Raw genomic sequence first — 14,389 nt, 5'->3', positions numbered from 1 at the left:
CGCCGGGACCGGCCGCCCCGGCGGGACTGACCACGCCCGGGACCGACCGCGCCCGGGTACCGGCGTTGCCCGGGGTCCGGCTCAGCCTTCCGGCCGCGGCCGCTCCTCGCGCATTGCGGCGGTGAGCGCATCGAACATCGGGAAGCCGGCGAGATCCTCGATCGCGACCGGCAACCGGCGCTTCCAGTTCGGGTGCTCGTCGACGGTGCCGGGCACGTTGACCTGCTCGACCTGGCCGGCAAGGTCCTCCGCCGCGACGACGACCAGCCGGCAGGGGGAGCGGGCGACCAGCCGATGCACCGCGACCGCCACCTCGGCCGGCAATTCAGGCGCCGGCTCGGCTTCGGCACGCATCACCGGGATCATCGAATCCGGCAGCAGGTCCTTGTCGTGGAGCAGGCCGAGCAGGCGCCGCCGCTCATGGGCGCGCCGCTCGAAGAGATCGCCGAGATCGTGCGCCTGCAGGACCCCCGCCGCATCGAGGACGACCTGGTCGCGGGCCTGCCACCAGCCGGCCAGCGTGTGGAGGTCGTGGATGGTGATGCAGGCCATCGCCTCGCGGGGATAATTCTCCGGCGGCAGGAAGAAGTCTCCCTCCTTCTCGAAGAAGAGCACCTTGTAGCCCTGGATCTCGGCGGCGCGCATCGCCTCGCGGAAGCCCGGCGGGACGACGCCGAGATCCTCGCCGATGACGATCGTCCGGCGATGACGCGAGACCTCGGCGAGCGTCCTGACCATCGCCTGGTAGGGATAGTGGACATAGACGCCATCCGGCGCCGCGAAGCCGTTGGCGATCCAGTAGAGCCGGTAGAGGCTCATGGCATGGTCGATCCGCAGCGCGCCGGCGTGGCGGAGCACCGTGTCGAGCGCCTGCCGGTAGGGCTTGAACTCGTGCGCGATCAACCCGCCGGGCGACAGCGGCGCCAGGCCCCAGTCCTGTCCGGCGGCGTTGAAATAGTCCGGTGGCGCGCCGATCCGCACGCCCGACGCGACGAGGTCGCGATCGGCCCAGGTGTCCGACCCGTCCGGCGCGACGGCGACCGCGAGGTCGAGATAGAGGCCGATCCGCATGCCGGCGGCGATCGCCCGCGCCTGGGCGGCGGCGAGCTGGCGGTCGGCGAGCCATTGCAGCCAGCTATGGAACGAGACTTTCGCCGCATGATCATTGGCGAAGGCGCGGACGGTGTCGGAAGCCGGGTCGCGATAGGCCTCCGGCCAGCCATGCCAGGTCGGCCCGTGGCCGCGCTCGACCATCTCCTCCGACAACGCCTCGAACAGGGCGTGGAGATAGAGCGAGCGGCCGCGCTCGGCGACGAAGCCGGCGAAATCGGCCGTATCCTCCTCCGCGGCGCGATCCTCGAAGACCCGGAACAGGAAACCGAGCGCCTTGCGCTTGACCGGCCCGATCCGGGCATAGTCGATCAACTCGCCCGAGCGGAGATCGCCGGGGGCTTCCAGCGCATCGCCGAGCGCTTCGGCGCCGGGCACCCTGTCGATAGCGATATAGACCGTGTCAAGGAACTGGCGGCTCGACGGGAAGAAGGGACTGCACCGCTCGGGCGCGGCGATGAACAGCGCATGGAGCGGATTGACGCCGAGGAAGTCGGCGCCCGCAGCGGCCGCGACCTCGGCCATGCGGGCGAGGTCCTCGAAATCGCCGATACCCCAGTTGCGGGCCGAGCGAAGGCTGTAGAGCTGACAGGCGATGCCCCAGCAGCGGCCGTCCCGCAGCCAGCCGGGGACATGGCAGAGGGCGTCCGGCGGCGTCTCGAGCGCCGCGTCCTTCATCGGCGCGACGATGGCGAGGCTGGTCGCGACATCGGCCTCGGTCTCCGCGGCGATCCCCATCCGGGCGAGCATCGCGCGAATGACGACGTCCGGCGCCGTCACCGTCCGGCCGGTCTTGGAAATGAAATCGTGGTCGATGCCGGCCCGGGCGGCGAGCTCGAGAAGATCGTCCCCGGCGCTCATCCGCATTTCCCGCAAAGCAGGAGCAGCGAGCGGCCACCGATCTCGATCGACGCCTCGGCGGCGATCCGCCGGCCTGCCGGGTCGATTTCACCCGTTGCCGTATCGACCGTCACCCGCCATCCCCCCGCCCTGCTATTCGGCAAGGCAAAGGGCATCGGCGCATGATAGGCATTGACGATGATCAACAGCTCCTCGCCCGGCTGGCTGAGGAGGAGGCCGACGACCTTGGCGCGGCCGTCGCCCCAGGAGGCGGCGTCCATCTCGGCGCCATCCGGCCGATACCAGACCGCGTCGCGGGTGCCGTTGTCGTCGAGACTGTGGCCATGGAGGAAGGCGCGCGAGCGCAGCACCGGGTGGCGCTTGCGGACGGCGATCATGCCGCGGACGAATTCCTGGAAGGCTTCCTCGCGCTCGCCGACACCGTTCCAGGCATACCAGGCGATCTCGTTGTTCTGGCAGTAGGCGTTGTTGTTGCCTTTCTGGGTGCGGCCGACCTCGTCGCCCATCAGCAGCATCGGCGTGCCTTGCGAGAGGAGCAGCGTGGCGATGACGTTGCGGCGCATGCGATCGCGAAGGCGGAGGATCGCGGGATCGTCGGTCGGCCCCTCGACGCCGCAGTTCCAGCTGCGATTGTCGTCGTGGCCATCGCGGTTATCCTCCTTGTTCGCCTCGTTGTGCTTCTCGTTATAGGACCACAGGTCGGCGAGGGTGAAACCATCATGGGCGGTGACGAAATTGACGCTCGCCCAGGATTTGCGCCCCTTGTGATCGAAGCGACCGGCGGAGCCGAGGATGGCGCCCGCGAAGGCCGGCATCCGGCCGTCGTCGCCCTTCCAGAAGCTCCGCATATTGTCGCGATACTGTCCGTTCCATTCAGCCCAGCCGGGCGGGAAATTGCCGAGCTGATAGCCGTTCGGACCGACGTCCCAGGGTTCGGCGATCAACCGCACCCGCTGCAGCACCGGGTCCTGGCGCACCGCGTCGAAGAAGACGGCGCTGGGATCGAAGTGATCATGCTCGCGCCCCATCGAGGTGGCGAGATCGAAGCGGAAGCCGTCGACGTGGTATTCCTCGACCCAGTAGCGCAGCGAATCCATCACCATCTGCAGCACGCGGGGATGGCGGAGGTTGACCGTGTTGCCGCAGCCGGTGGCGTCGAAATAATAGCGCTTGTCCTCGGCCAGCATGTAGTAGCTGGCATTGTCGATGCCGCGGAAGGAGAGCGTCGGGCCGAGGTGGTTGCCCTCGGCGGTGTGGTTGTAGACGACATCGAGGATGACCTCGATGCCGGCGTCATGCAGCCGGCGGACGAGGACCTTGAACTCGTCGATGCCCGCGCCGGGCGACAGGTAGCGCGGCGCCAGCGAGAAATAGTTGACGGTGTTGTAGCCCCAGTAGTTGACCAGCTTCTTCTCGACCAGGTAGCGGTCGTCGAAGAAGGCCTGGATCGGCATCAGCTCGAGCGCCGTGACGCCGAGCTTGACGAGATGGTCGATGACGCCGGGGTCGCTGAGGCCGGCGAAGGTGCCGCGAATCCGCTCGGGCATATCCTTGCGCGCCGCGGTCATCCCCTCGACATGGGCCTCGTAGACGATGGTGTCGGCCCATTTGTGTTCGGGCGGGCGGTCCGGGCCCCAGGTCGCGGCGGTATCGACGACGACGCATTTCGGCACGACGAAAGCCGAATCGCGGCGGTCGGGCTGGACGTCGCCGCGCGGCGAGCCGACCCGGTATCCGAAACAGGCATCGTGCCAGCGGATCTCGCCGCGCAGCGCCTTGGCATAGGGGTCGATCAGCAGCTTGTTGGGATTGAAGCGGTGGCCCGCCGACGGCTCGTAGGGGCCATGGACGCGATAGCCGTAAAGCTGCCCGGGACGGACGTCCGGCAGGTAGCCGTGCCAGACCTCGTGGGTGTATTCGGGCAAGGCGATGCGGTCCGTCTCGCGCCGGCCATTGGCGTCGAAAAGGCATAGCTCGACCTTGGTCGCGTTGGCCGAGAAGAGCGCGAAATTCACTCCCGCTCCATCCCAGGTCGCGCCTCGGGGGTGAGGCAGGCCGGGCTCGAGGCGCAGCATCGTCATGATCTCCACGGAAGGCGGCTAGGCGGAATGCTCAAGGACCACCGTCGCCAAAGGAGGGAGTGTCACAGATAGCGAGGCCGGCCTGCCCTGCCAAGGTGTGGATTCAGCGACGACCGCTCCGCCGTTGCCGACATTCGAACCGCCATAGGCGGCGGCGTCCGTGTTCAGCCTTTCGACCCACCGCCCGTCCCGCGGAACGCCGAGCCGGTAGCCCTCGCGGACGACCGGGGTGAAGTTGCAGACCACCAGCACCGGCGCATCGCCCTGGTTGCCGAAGCGGAGATAGGCGTAGACGCTGTTATCGGCGTCGGTGGCCTCCACCCATTCGAAGCCGCCGGGGTCGGCGTCCCTGACGTGGAGGGCGGGCAGGCTCCGGTAGAGGTGGTTGAGGTCGCGGACGAGCGCCTGGACCTCGCGATGCGGCGCATGATCGAGCAGGTGCCAGTCGAGCGACTGGTCGTGGTTCCATTCCCGCTCCTGGGCGAATTCACCGCCCATGAAGAGCAGCTTCTTGCCCGGGTGGGTCCACATGAAGCCGAAATAGGCACGGAGATTGGCGAATTTCTGCCAGGCGTCGCCGGGCATCTTGCCGATCAGCGAGCCCTTGCCATGGACCACCTCGTCGTGGCTGAGCGGCAGGACGAAATTCTCGCTATAGGCATAGTGGATGCCGAAGGTCATCTGGTGGTGGTGGTATCTCCGATGGACCGGCTCGTGCTTCATGTATTCGAGCGTGTCGTGCATCCAGCCCATGTTCCACTTGTAGCCGAAGCCGAGCCCGCCGCCGTCGACCGGACGCGACACCTGCGGCCATGACGTCGATTCCTCGGCGATGGTGGTGGTGCCGGGATAGTCGCCGAAGGTCACCGTATTCAGCTCGCGAAGGAAGGCGATCGCCTCCAGGTTCTCGCGGCCGCCATGGACATTCGGGATCCATTCACCGGGATTGCGCGAATAATCGAGATAGAGCATCGAGGCGACGGCGTCGACGCGCAGCGCATCGATATGGAAGCGGTCGAGCCAGAAGAGCGCGTTGGCGATGAGGAAGTTGCGGACCTCGTTGCGGCCGAAATTGTAGATCAGGGTGTTCCAGTCCCTGTGGAAGCCGAGACGCGGATCCTGGTGCTCGTAGAGCGCGGTCCCGTCGAAGCGCATCAGGCCGTGGGCATCGGTCGGGAAATGGGCGGGTACCCAGTCGATGATGACGCCGAGGCCGGCGCCATGGCAGCGATCGACGAAACGGGCGAACTCGGCCGGCGGGCCGAAGCGGCTGGTCGGCGCGAAGAGGCCGATCGGCTGATAGCCCCATGAGCCGTCGAAGGGATATTCCGACACCGGCATCAGTTCGAGATGGGTGAAGCCCATGTCGGTCGCATAGGCGACGAGCTGGTCCGCGAGGTCGGCGTAGCTCAGGTATTGGTTACCCTCCTTGCGCCGCCACGAGCCAAGATGGACCTCGTAGACGGACACCGGCGCGCCAAGGCCCTGGCGCTCCTGCCGCGCCGCGAGCCAGGCTTCATCCGACCATTGATAGGCGGCCGGCGGAACGACGCGGGAGGCGGTTGCCGGCGGCTTCTCCTGGGCGAAGGCGATCGGGTCGGCCTTCAGCGGCCGCAACACGCCATCGGCGCCGAGGATCTCGTATTTGTAGACGGCGTCCGGCCCGACGCCGGGGATGAAGATCTCCCAGACGCCGATGCCGAGATGCTTGCGCATCGGGTGGCGGCGGCCATCCCAGAAATTGAAATCGCCGACAACGCTGACGCGCCGTGCATTCGGCGCCCATACGCCGAAGGTGACGCCTTCGACACCATCGAGGATTCGCTGGTGGGCGCCGAGATGATCGTAGATGCGGCGGTGCCGCCCCTCGCCCATCAGATGGACGTCGATATCGCCGAGCAGGGACGGGAAGCGGTAGGGATCCTCGATGCGCCAGCTCGCCGCGGCATTGGTGAATTCGACGAGATAGGGGAACGGCTTGCGGCGGCGCGGCACCGGCCCGGCGAAAAAGCCGTCGGGATGGAGCCTCTCCAGCGTCGCGACGTCCTTGCCGCTCGCCTTGTCGATGATCCTCGCCTCCTCGGCCCCCGGCGAGAACAGCCGCACGGATACCGGCGCGTTGGTGTGGGTGTGCATGCCGAGCAGGGCGAAGGGGTCGCCATGCCGGCCCTGGACGATCGCGTCGATCGTCGCGTCATCGGGCCGCCAGGTCGGGAGGTTCGCAGCCTTACGTGCCATGGGTCTCGGTTTCCTTCGTCAGGATGCCAAGCAATCCGCGGATCGGGATCGATATCCACGACGGGCGCGTCGCCGCCTCGTAGCGGATTTCGTAGGCGGCCTTCTGGATCAGGAAGAGATCGAGAAGGCCATCGCGGGTCGACTGCTGCGAGGGCAGCACGCCGATCGTGTCCGCCACCCGCCAATATGCCGCCAGGAAGTCGCGGCTCACCTCGTCGCGCCAGGCCGTCGCCCGCTTTTCGATCGTCTCATCCTCGCGGCTGGTGCGCTGGCGGACATTGTCGATCGCCGACGACGCTGCATAGTCGAAGGACCGCAGCATTCCGGCGACATCACGAAGCGGGGAGGTCTTCTGCCGCCGCTCGGAAACGGCGCGACGCGGCTCGCCCTCGAAGTCGATGATCATCAGGTCGTCCTCGACGACGAGAACCTGGCCGAGATGATAGTCGCCGTGGATGCGCGTCTTCAGGCCGTCGATCGGCAGGTCGCGCACCGCGTTGATCCGCTCGATGACGGTCCTGCGCGCCCTGAGCAGGGCGGCGGCGGCGGCGCGATCCCTCTCCTCCTGAAGCGACTGCGCCACTTTTGCCACCGCCTGGATGGTGCGGTTCGCCTCGGTCGTCGCCGCCTTGATCCACCGCTTGACGTCGGCGGGAGAGAGGGCCTCGGCCCGGAAGGCGCGATTGCCGGTCGGAACGGCAAAGGCGGCGTGAAGCTCCGCGGTGCGGCGGCCGAGCTTGCCGCCGAGGTCGAGCGGATGATGGAAAGGCGGCGGCTCCTCCGCCGCGACCCCCTCCTCCGGCTCCCGAAGCTGCAGGCCGAATTCCTCGAGATCGCGGTCGAGCGCCCCCATCGTCACGCTCCAGGCGTCGCCCTGGTTGCGGACGAAAGCGAAGATCGAGGCGAGCGTTATCGGCTTGCCGTCGTCGGCCGGAACGAACTCGGCGGCGCCGAGGAAGGCCGGCGTGTTCGCATAGCCGGCGATCTCGGTCAGGAAGCGGCCGATCTCGATCTCCGGTTGCTCGCCGTCGCGCAGCCGGCGGTAGACCTTGACGATCGCCTCGGCGCCGACCACGAAGGAGACGTTGCTCTGCTCGACACCGGCGGGTCGCAGCTCGCCGGACAGGTCGAGCCGCCGCAACGATTCCGTCGGTTTGAAGCGGAGCAGGCCGGCCTCCATCTCGATGTCGCGGCCGGCAATGATGGCGGCAAGCAGGTCGCGGTGGAAGCGTTCGTCGAAAGCACCGTCGAGCAGCGCTCCGAGATTGGGACCATAGCGAAGCTTGGCCAGCGTGTAGGAGAGCTTCGGCGCGCCGAAATGGAGGTTCTCCTCGCCCCACAGCACGGTCAGCGGCATGAAATAGGTCGCCGCCTCCTCGCCATCGCTGTCGGGGTGGAGCAGGACGAGCTGGTTCTGTTCACCCGGAATGCTGCCGATCGGCGTCGCCCCGACGCGGCGGCCGGCGGCGCCCTTGTCGGCGAACCACCGCTGGCGCTCCACGAAACCGGGAAGCGCGTCGCGCTCGAGCTGGATCAGTTCCCGCCCCTCCAGGGCCCTGGCGAGGCGGCCGGCGGGCGCCGTCAGGGTGATGAATTCCGGCAGCGGGTCGGGGGTCTGGACATGCCAGCGCGGCGCGTCGGCCTCCTCCGCTAGCAGGAACCAGAAGAAGCCGAAGCCCGGCAGGGTCAGCATGTAGTGGAGGTCGCCGGCCGGCGGGAAAGGCGCCCCGCCGGTCAATTCGACCGGGACGGAGCCCTTGTAGGCGGACAGGTCGAGCTCGACCGCCTGCGCCTGTCGCGAGAGGTTGGCGACGCACAGGATCCGCTCGCCGTCATATTCGCGAACATAGGCGAGGACCTTGCGGTTGCTCGGATAGAGGATGTTCAGCGTGCCGCGGCCAAAGGCCTTGTGCTGCTTGCGAACCGCGATCAGCCGCCGCATCCAGTTGAGCAGGGAGGCCGCCTCGTTCTGCTGCGCCTCGACATTGACCGCCTCGAACCCATAGACCGGGTCCATGATCGGCGGCAGGTAGAGCTGCTGCGGGTTGGCGCGGGAGAAGCCGCCATTGCGGTCGCCCGACCATTGCATCGGCGTGCGGACGCCGTCGCGATCACCGAGGAAGTAATTGTCCCCCATGCCGAGCTCGTCGCCGTAATAGATCACCGGCGTGCCCGGCATCGACAGGAGCAGCGCGTTCATCAGCTCGATCTTGCGCCGGTCGTTGTCGAGCAGCGGCGCCAGCCGGCGGCGGATGCCGAGATTGATGCGGGCGCGGGAATCGCGGGCATAGGTGCGCCAGAGGTAATCCCGTTCCTCCGCCGTCACCATTTCCAGCGTCAGCTCGTCGTGGTTGCGCAGGAAGATGGCCCACTGGCAGGATTCCGGAATCTCCGGGGTCTGGCGGATGATGTCGGTGATCGGGTGGCGGTCCTCCTGGGCGAGGGCCATGTACATCCGCGGCATCAGCGGGAAGTGGAAGCCCATGTGGCACTCGTCGCCCTCGCCGAAATAGGGGCGGGTATCCTCTGGCCACTGGTTGGCCTCGGCGAGCAGCATGCGATCGGGATAATGGGCGTCCATCTCCGCCCTGATCTCCTTGAGGACGGCATGGGTCTCGGGCAGGTTCTCGTTGTTGGTGCCCTCCCGCTCGACGAGATAGGGGATGGCGTCGAGCCGCAGCCCGTCGACTCCCATGTCGAGCCAGTAATGCATCAGCCGCTTGACCTCGGCGAGGACCTTGGGGTTGTCGAAATTGAGATCGGGCTGGTGGGAATAGAAGCGGTGCCAGAAGAAGGCCTGGGCCTCCGAGTCCCAGGTCCAGTTCGACTTCTCGGTGTCGATGAAGATGATCCGGGTACCCTGGTATTTCTCGTCGGTATCGCTCCAGACGTAGAAGTCCCGCGCCGCCGAGCCGGGCCTGGAATGCCGCGCCTTCTGGAACCAGGGATGCTGGTCGGAGGTGTGGTTGATGACCAGCTCGGTGACGACGCGAATGCCACGGCGATGGGCTTCGGAGACGAAGCGGCGGAAGTCGCGCATCGTCCCGTAGGTCGGGTTGATCGAGCGATAATCGGCGATGTCATAGCCGTCGTCACGAAGCGGCGACGGGTAGAAGGGCAGGATCCAGATAACGTCGACGCCGAGGCTCTCGACATAGTCGAGCTTCTGCATCAGGCCACCGAAATCGCCAACCCCGTCGCCGTTGGAATCGAAGAAGGCCTTGATGTGGAGCTGGTAGATGACGGCGTCCTTGTACCAGTCGCTCCTGGTCCGATCGATGCGACCGTCCCCCCGCCTGACTGCCGCGGCGCGGTCGGCGCCCGCCTTGCCGATGCTCATGCGCGCGCTCCGTCGAAGGGCAGCAGGCGCCAGATCAGGTAGGGAAACGCATCCGGATCGAGCCACATATGCTGGGTCTTTCCATGCCAGACGAAATCCTCGCCGGTGACGAGATTCCGCGCGTCGATCGCGGCCTCGTCGGGAAGGCCGAACTCCCACAGCGGGATCTCGAAATCGGCGCCCTGTCCGTTATGCGGGTCGAGGTTGACGGCGAAGAGCAGGAAATCGTCCTTCGCCGGCGTCGAGCGCGCGAAATAGAGGATGTTGTCGTTCCAGGCATTGTGGAAGGCGAGGTTGGTGAAATCCCGCATCGCCGGGCTCTCGCGGCGCAGCCGGTTCAGCAGCGCGATGTCGGCGCGAATGTTGCCGGGGCGGTCCCAGTCCCATGCCCTGATCTCGTATTTCTCGGAATCGAGATATTCCTCCCTGCCCGGGATCGGCGTCCCCTCGCAGAGCTCGAAGCCGCTGTAGACGCCGTAGCTACCGCCGAGCGCAGCGGCGAGCACCGCCCTGACCCGGAAGCCCGGCCGGCCGCTGGTCTGCAGATAGACCGGGTTGATGTCGGGCGTGTTGACGAAGAAATTCGGCCGCATGTAGTGGCGGCATTCGGTCCGGGTCAGCTCGGTCAGGTAGTCGGTCAGCTCCGCCTTGGTGTTGCGCCAGGTGAAGTAGGAATAGGACTGGGTGAAGCCGATCTTGGCGAGCCGCTTCATCACCTTCGGCCGGGTGAAGGCCTCGGCGAGGAAGATCACGTCGGGATGCTTCGCCTGGACGTCGGCGATCATCCACTCCCAGAATGGAAACGGCTTGGTGTGCGGATTGTCGACGCGGAAGATACGGACGCCGTGTCCGGCCCAGAAGAGGACGATGTCGCGGAGCGCGTACCAGACGGCGGGGAAGGCTTCCCGGTAGAAGTGGACATTGACGATGTCCTGGTACTTCTTCGGCGGGTTCTCAGCATATTTGATCGTGCCGTCCGGCCGCCAGTCGAACCACTCGGGATGTTGCCTGATCCAGGGATGGTCGGGGGAGCACTGGATGGCGAAGTCGAGCGCGATCTCGAGCCCGTGGTCGCGGGCCGCGGCGATCAGCCGGGTGAAATCCTCGAAGCTGCCGAGCTCGGGATGGATGGCCTCATGCCCACCGTCGGGCGAGCCGATGGCATAGGGGCTGCCGGGGTCGTCCGGCCCCGGCTCCAGCGTATTGTTCTTGCCCTTGCGGAAGGCGGTGCCGATCGGATGGATCGGCGGGAAATAGAGCACGTCGAAGCCCATATCGCGGACGTAAGCGAGCTTGGCGACGACGTCGTCGAAGGTGCCGTGACGCCCCGGATCGTCGGACATCGAGCGGGGAAACAGCTCGTACCACGCGCTGAAGGCCGCCGCCTCGCGATCGACGGTGAGCGGCAGCTCGCGCTCGTGGCGGGAAAGGTTGGTCCTGATCGCCACCCGGCGCATCAGCTCCGCGGCCTCCGCCGACAGCAGGATATCGAGCCGCCCGGCCTTGCCGTCGGTGGCGTCGATGGACGCGATCAGGGCCTCGAGCCCCTCGCGGTCGGCGGCGCTGCCGCGATCACCCGCGTCGCGGGTGTGGACCAGCAGGTTTCGCGCCTCGGTCAGCTCCAGCGCGATATCGACACCGGCGGCGTGCTTCTTGGTGACCTCCTCGCGCCAGCTTTCGAACAGGTCGCGCCAGGCGATGACCGTGTAGACGTAGCGGGCGTTGTCCTCGACGACGGTCGTCCCGCGCCAGCGGTCGTTGTGGATGGGACTCATCGGGATTTCGCGCCACCCGGTGGTGTCGGCGCGGCGGATGAGCAGGGCGGCCGCGATCGAATCGTGGCCGTCGCAGAAGATGTCGGCCTCGACGACGAAGGGGTGGCCGGCGACCGCCTTGGCGGGGAAGCGGCCGGCATCGATCTCGGGCGAAACGGCCTCGATGGCGACGCGATTGGCCGCGAGCTCCGCCAAACCAAGGTCGACCGCGGGCGCTTCGGGACGGGCGCGGCGGGGACGCTTCACGGTCGATGCCGCGTCCCTCTTCCTGCTGACATTGGCGGTCTTCGGAGCACTGCCCATAACCTCATGCTGGCTGAATCCGCATGGCCGTTCAAGGTGGAACGATCGCGGCCAAAGGCAAGGCCATCGAACTCCCCGGCGATACCTTCGCCCGCCGACGAGCCGGGTTCGCCTCGCCGTGGCCGCCCTGGATGTCGGGCATGGTGCGCCGATAGGCGAAAGGCCGTGCGCCCCCGCGAGACCGGAGACGATCAGGAGAGATACCGGGTGCGCTTCAGGAAGAGCTTGAGACGTTCCGGGAAGCTGAGCACCACGCGGCTCGGCTTCGGGCAATCCTCGATATCCATTGGCTTGAGGCAGACCTCCTCGCCCTGGTCGGAAGCGAGGTCCCAGTTGGCATTCAACTGCCGCCAGGCGTCGTCGCCCTCGCCGGCCCTGATCTTCGCCGCCACCCATCCGGCAAGGAAGCCCGGCGACGTCCATCGATCGGCCGCGTCGACCCCCTCCTCGAGCTGGCGCAGCCAGTCGCGATGGGCGGCGCGGAAGGCCGGCTCGGCCGAGAAGTCGAAGGCCCGGCCGTCGCGCACCCCGATGATCATCAACGGCGCCGCGCTGCAGGCATAGCAGCCGAACTCGTAGAGGAAGCGATTGTCGTAGGTGACGATCTCGGCGACGCCGTCGCCGTTGGCGTCCTGGAGATAGCCGCCCTCGCCGTCGAATTCGCCGATCGGGATCGCCACCCAGCGGCCGTCGACCTCGGATGCGACGATCACCTGGGTGCAGCAATGCGCCCCGCCGGAATAGCTGGCGAACAGCACCTCCGGCGTCCCGTTGCCGGGGTCGATGTCGGCGATGCTCGCTTCCGTTGCCGGGAAATCGAAGCCCGAGGCGACGCCGACGACCTCCAGCGCCTCGCGGCCATCGACCGATACGGTGAGCACCGGGGTGTCGAAATCCGGGTCGACCCGCGGCCGCCGCTCGAGGGTGATCGTCGCCGTCACCGGACCGACCGTCACGGAGGCGGTGTCGGCACCGTCCGCGAATTCGGTCGTCGGATATTCGGCATAGTCGGATTGCGCGGCGGCACCCGTGGCCATGCCGAGCGGCAGAAGCAGGCCGGCAAGCCCGCTGATGATCGTCGCAGCGACGGACAATTCCTTCCTCCGATCGGCGGAATCATACTCTATGCGCGCCACCTGCTACGGGAAACCCCGAAGTGGAAAGGCCCGGCCGGTCTGCTAAGCTGTCGCAAAGCAAATTGGAGGAATGATGAGCGACCCTTATTCCCTGAAGACGATCCGCCTCAACCTCGCCCGGACCAAGGATTTCCCGAATGGCAGCGACCGCCACGGCTATCGCTTCACGGCGCCGCTCGACGCCGAGGGCCATCTCGACGCGGAGGGCTGGAAGAAGCATCGCGACCGCTGTCGCGTCGTCCGCTTCTGGGCCGGCGAGGAAGACGATGTCGGCCATCTCGTACACCGGCCCGGCGGCTCATGGGGCTTCACCTATGATATCGACGGCGACGAGGGCGACGAATCCGGATTCAAGCTGTCGAGCCACAGCTTCCTGCCCGGCGAATATCTTTCCATCCGCGACGATGACGGCGAATTGCACACCTTCACCGTGGTGACGGTCGAAGACGCCTGATCGCCGCTTCCTCACCGGAGAGGCCCCCAACCGGCCCTAGACCATCGCCATTGGGGCCGGGCCGGCGTCACCGCCTGGCGCCCGTCCATGGACCTGGGATTTGTACGATAACTTTCTCCCTGCCGGCCCGCGGCTCTCGAAACGCCGCCTGAAACCGGATATATCGACCCCATGACCGCCACCCGGACCGGCGGCCAGATCCTGGCCGATGCCCTCGTTCTCAACGACGTCGAGCGCGCCTTCTGCGTGCCCGGCGAGAGCTATCTCGCCCTGCTCGACGCGCTCTATGACACGCCGATCAAGGTCACCACCTTTCGCCAGGAGGGCGGCGCGGCGATGGCCGCCGATGCCTGGGGCAAGCTGACCGGCCGTCCCGGCATCGTCATGGCGACGCGCGGGCCCGGCGCCACCAACGCCTCGGCCGGCCTCCATATCGCGCGGCAGGATTCGACGCCGGTGATCCTCCTCCTCGGCCAGATCGCCCGCCACATGCGCGAGCGCGAGGCCTTCCAGGAGATGAACTTCCGGTCGTTCTTCGGCGAGGTGTCGAAATGGGCGGCCGAGATCGACCGGGCCGAACGGATACCGGAATTCCTCAGCCGCGCCTTCCACGAGGCGACGTCGGGCCGGCCGGGACCGGTGGTGCTCGGGCTTCCGGAGGACATGCTGCGCGACCGCGCCGAGGTCACCGACACCGCGCCCTGGGTCCAGGTCGAGACCTATCCCGGCCTCACCCAGATGGCCCAGCTCCAGAAGCTGCTATGGGCGGCGAAGCGCCCCCTCGTCATCCTCGGCGGATCGCGCTGGAGCGAGACCGCCGTCGCCGGGATGCGCCGCTTCGCCGAGCGATTCCGTCTGCCGGTCGCCTGCTCCTTCCGCCGCCAGGCGCTGTTCGACAACGAGCACCCGAACTATGCCGGCGACCTCGGCCTCGGCTTCAATCCGGCTCTCGTCCAGCGGCTCAAGGAATCGGATCTCCTGCTCCTCGTCGGCGGCCGGATGAGCGAGATACCCTCCGGCGGCTACCACCATATCGACATTCCCGAGCCCGGCCAGACGCTCGTCCATGTCCATCCCGGCGCCGAGGAGCT

General features: G+C 67.1%; 8 protein-coding genes. 2 read left to right on the top strand and 6 right to left on the bottom strand.

Annotation, left to right across the window (positions count from 1 at the left end; genetic code table 11):
• Window positions 1-81: 81 nt before the first annotated feature.
• The 6 genes from malQ to KDJ86_RS04735 form a co-directional block, all read right to left on the bottom strand.
• Window positions 82-1,971 carry a 4-alpha-glucanotransferase gene (malQ, locus tag KDJ86_RS04760; protein WP_291743552.1) on the bottom strand — a complete coding sequence of 630 codons (1,890 nt, stop codon included), beginning with the start codon at window positions 1,969-1,971 and terminating at the stop codon, window positions 82-84.
• The gene (glgX, locus tag KDJ86_RS04755; protein WP_291743550.1) at window positions 1,968-4,052 is read right to left on the bottom strand and encodes a glycogen debranching protein GlgX; all 2,085 of its coding nucleotides are present in this window, start codon (window positions 4,050-4,052) and stop codon (window positions 1,968-1,970) included. The genes malQ and glgX overlap by 4 nt, the downstream gene beginning before the upstream one ends.
• 18 nt (window positions 4,053-4,070) lie before the next feature.
• Window positions 4,071-6,290, bottom strand: coding sequence for a 1,4-alpha-glucan branching protein GlgB (gene glgB / locus KDJ86_RS04750; protein WP_291743548.1), 2,220 nt, complete (start codon window positions 6,288-6,290; stop codon window positions 4,071-4,073).
• Entirely contained in the window at window positions 6,280-9,630 is a 3,351-nt protein-coding gene (treS, locus tag KDJ86_RS04745) for a maltose alpha-D-glucosyltransferase (RefSeq protein ID WP_291743546.1), read from the bottom strand. The genes glgB and treS overlap by 11 nt, the downstream gene beginning before the upstream one ends.
• Window positions 9,627-11,651 carry an alpha-1,4-glucan--maltose-1-phosphate maltosyltransferase gene (locus KDJ86_RS04740; protein WP_291743544.1) on the bottom strand — a complete coding sequence of 675 codons (2,025 nt, stop codon included), beginning with the start codon at window positions 11,649-11,651 and terminating at the stop codon, window positions 9,627-9,629. The genes treS and KDJ86_RS04740 overlap by 4 nt, the downstream gene beginning before the upstream one ends.
• Window positions 11,652-11,899: 248 nt before the next feature.
• On the bottom strand, window positions 11,900-12,802 hold the full coding sequence (locus KDJ86_RS04735; protein ID WP_291743543.1) for a hypothetical protein: 903 nt from the start codon (window positions 12,800-12,802) through the stop codon (window positions 11,900-11,902).
• Between the two features lie 115 nt (window positions 12,803-12,917).
• Between KDJ86_RS04735 and KDJ86_RS04730 the strand changes: the two genes are divergently transcribed.
• A complete protein-coding gene (locus KDJ86_RS04730; RefSeq protein WP_291743542.1) occupies window positions 12,918-13,298 on the top strand; it encodes a hypothetical protein in 381 nt (126 codons plus the stop codon).
• A gap of 171 nt (window positions 13,299-13,469) precedes the next feature.
• On the top strand, window positions 13,470-14,389 hold a 920-nt coding region (locus KDJ86_RS04725), incomplete at its 3' end, for a thiamine pyrophosphate-binding protein (protein WP_291743541.1).

The sequence above is a fragment of the Bauldia sp. genome (assembly GCF_020442045.1).
Classification (GTDB): Bacteria; Pseudomonadota; Alphaproteobacteria; order Rhizobiales; family Kaistiaceae; genus Bauldia.
The sequence above is the reverse complement of the archived record's forward strand: the minus strand, read 5'-3'. Positions and strand labels throughout refer to the sequence as shown.

Excerpts from the sequence above, each read along its gene's own strand:
- malQ (WP_291743552.1), bottom strand. The coding sequence starts at position 1,971 with ATGAGCGCCGGGGACGATCTTCTCGAGCTCGCCGCCCGGGCCGGCATC.
- glgB (WP_291743548.1), bottom strand. The coding sequence starts at position 6,290 with ATGGCACGTAAGGCTGCGAACCTCCCGACCTGGCGGCCCGATGACGCG.
- KDJ86_RS04730 (WP_291743542.1), top strand. The coding sequence starts at position 12,918 with ATGAGCGACCCTTATTCCCTGAAGACGATCCGCCTCAACCTCGCCCGG.
- treS (WP_291743546.1), bottom strand. The coding sequence starts at position 9,630 with ATGAGCATCGGCAAGGCGGGCGCCGACCGCGCCGCGGCAGTCAGGCGG.
- glgX (WP_291743550.1), bottom strand. The coding sequence starts at position 4,052 with ATGACGATGCTGCGCCTCGAGCCCGGCCTGCCTCACCCCCGAGGCGCG.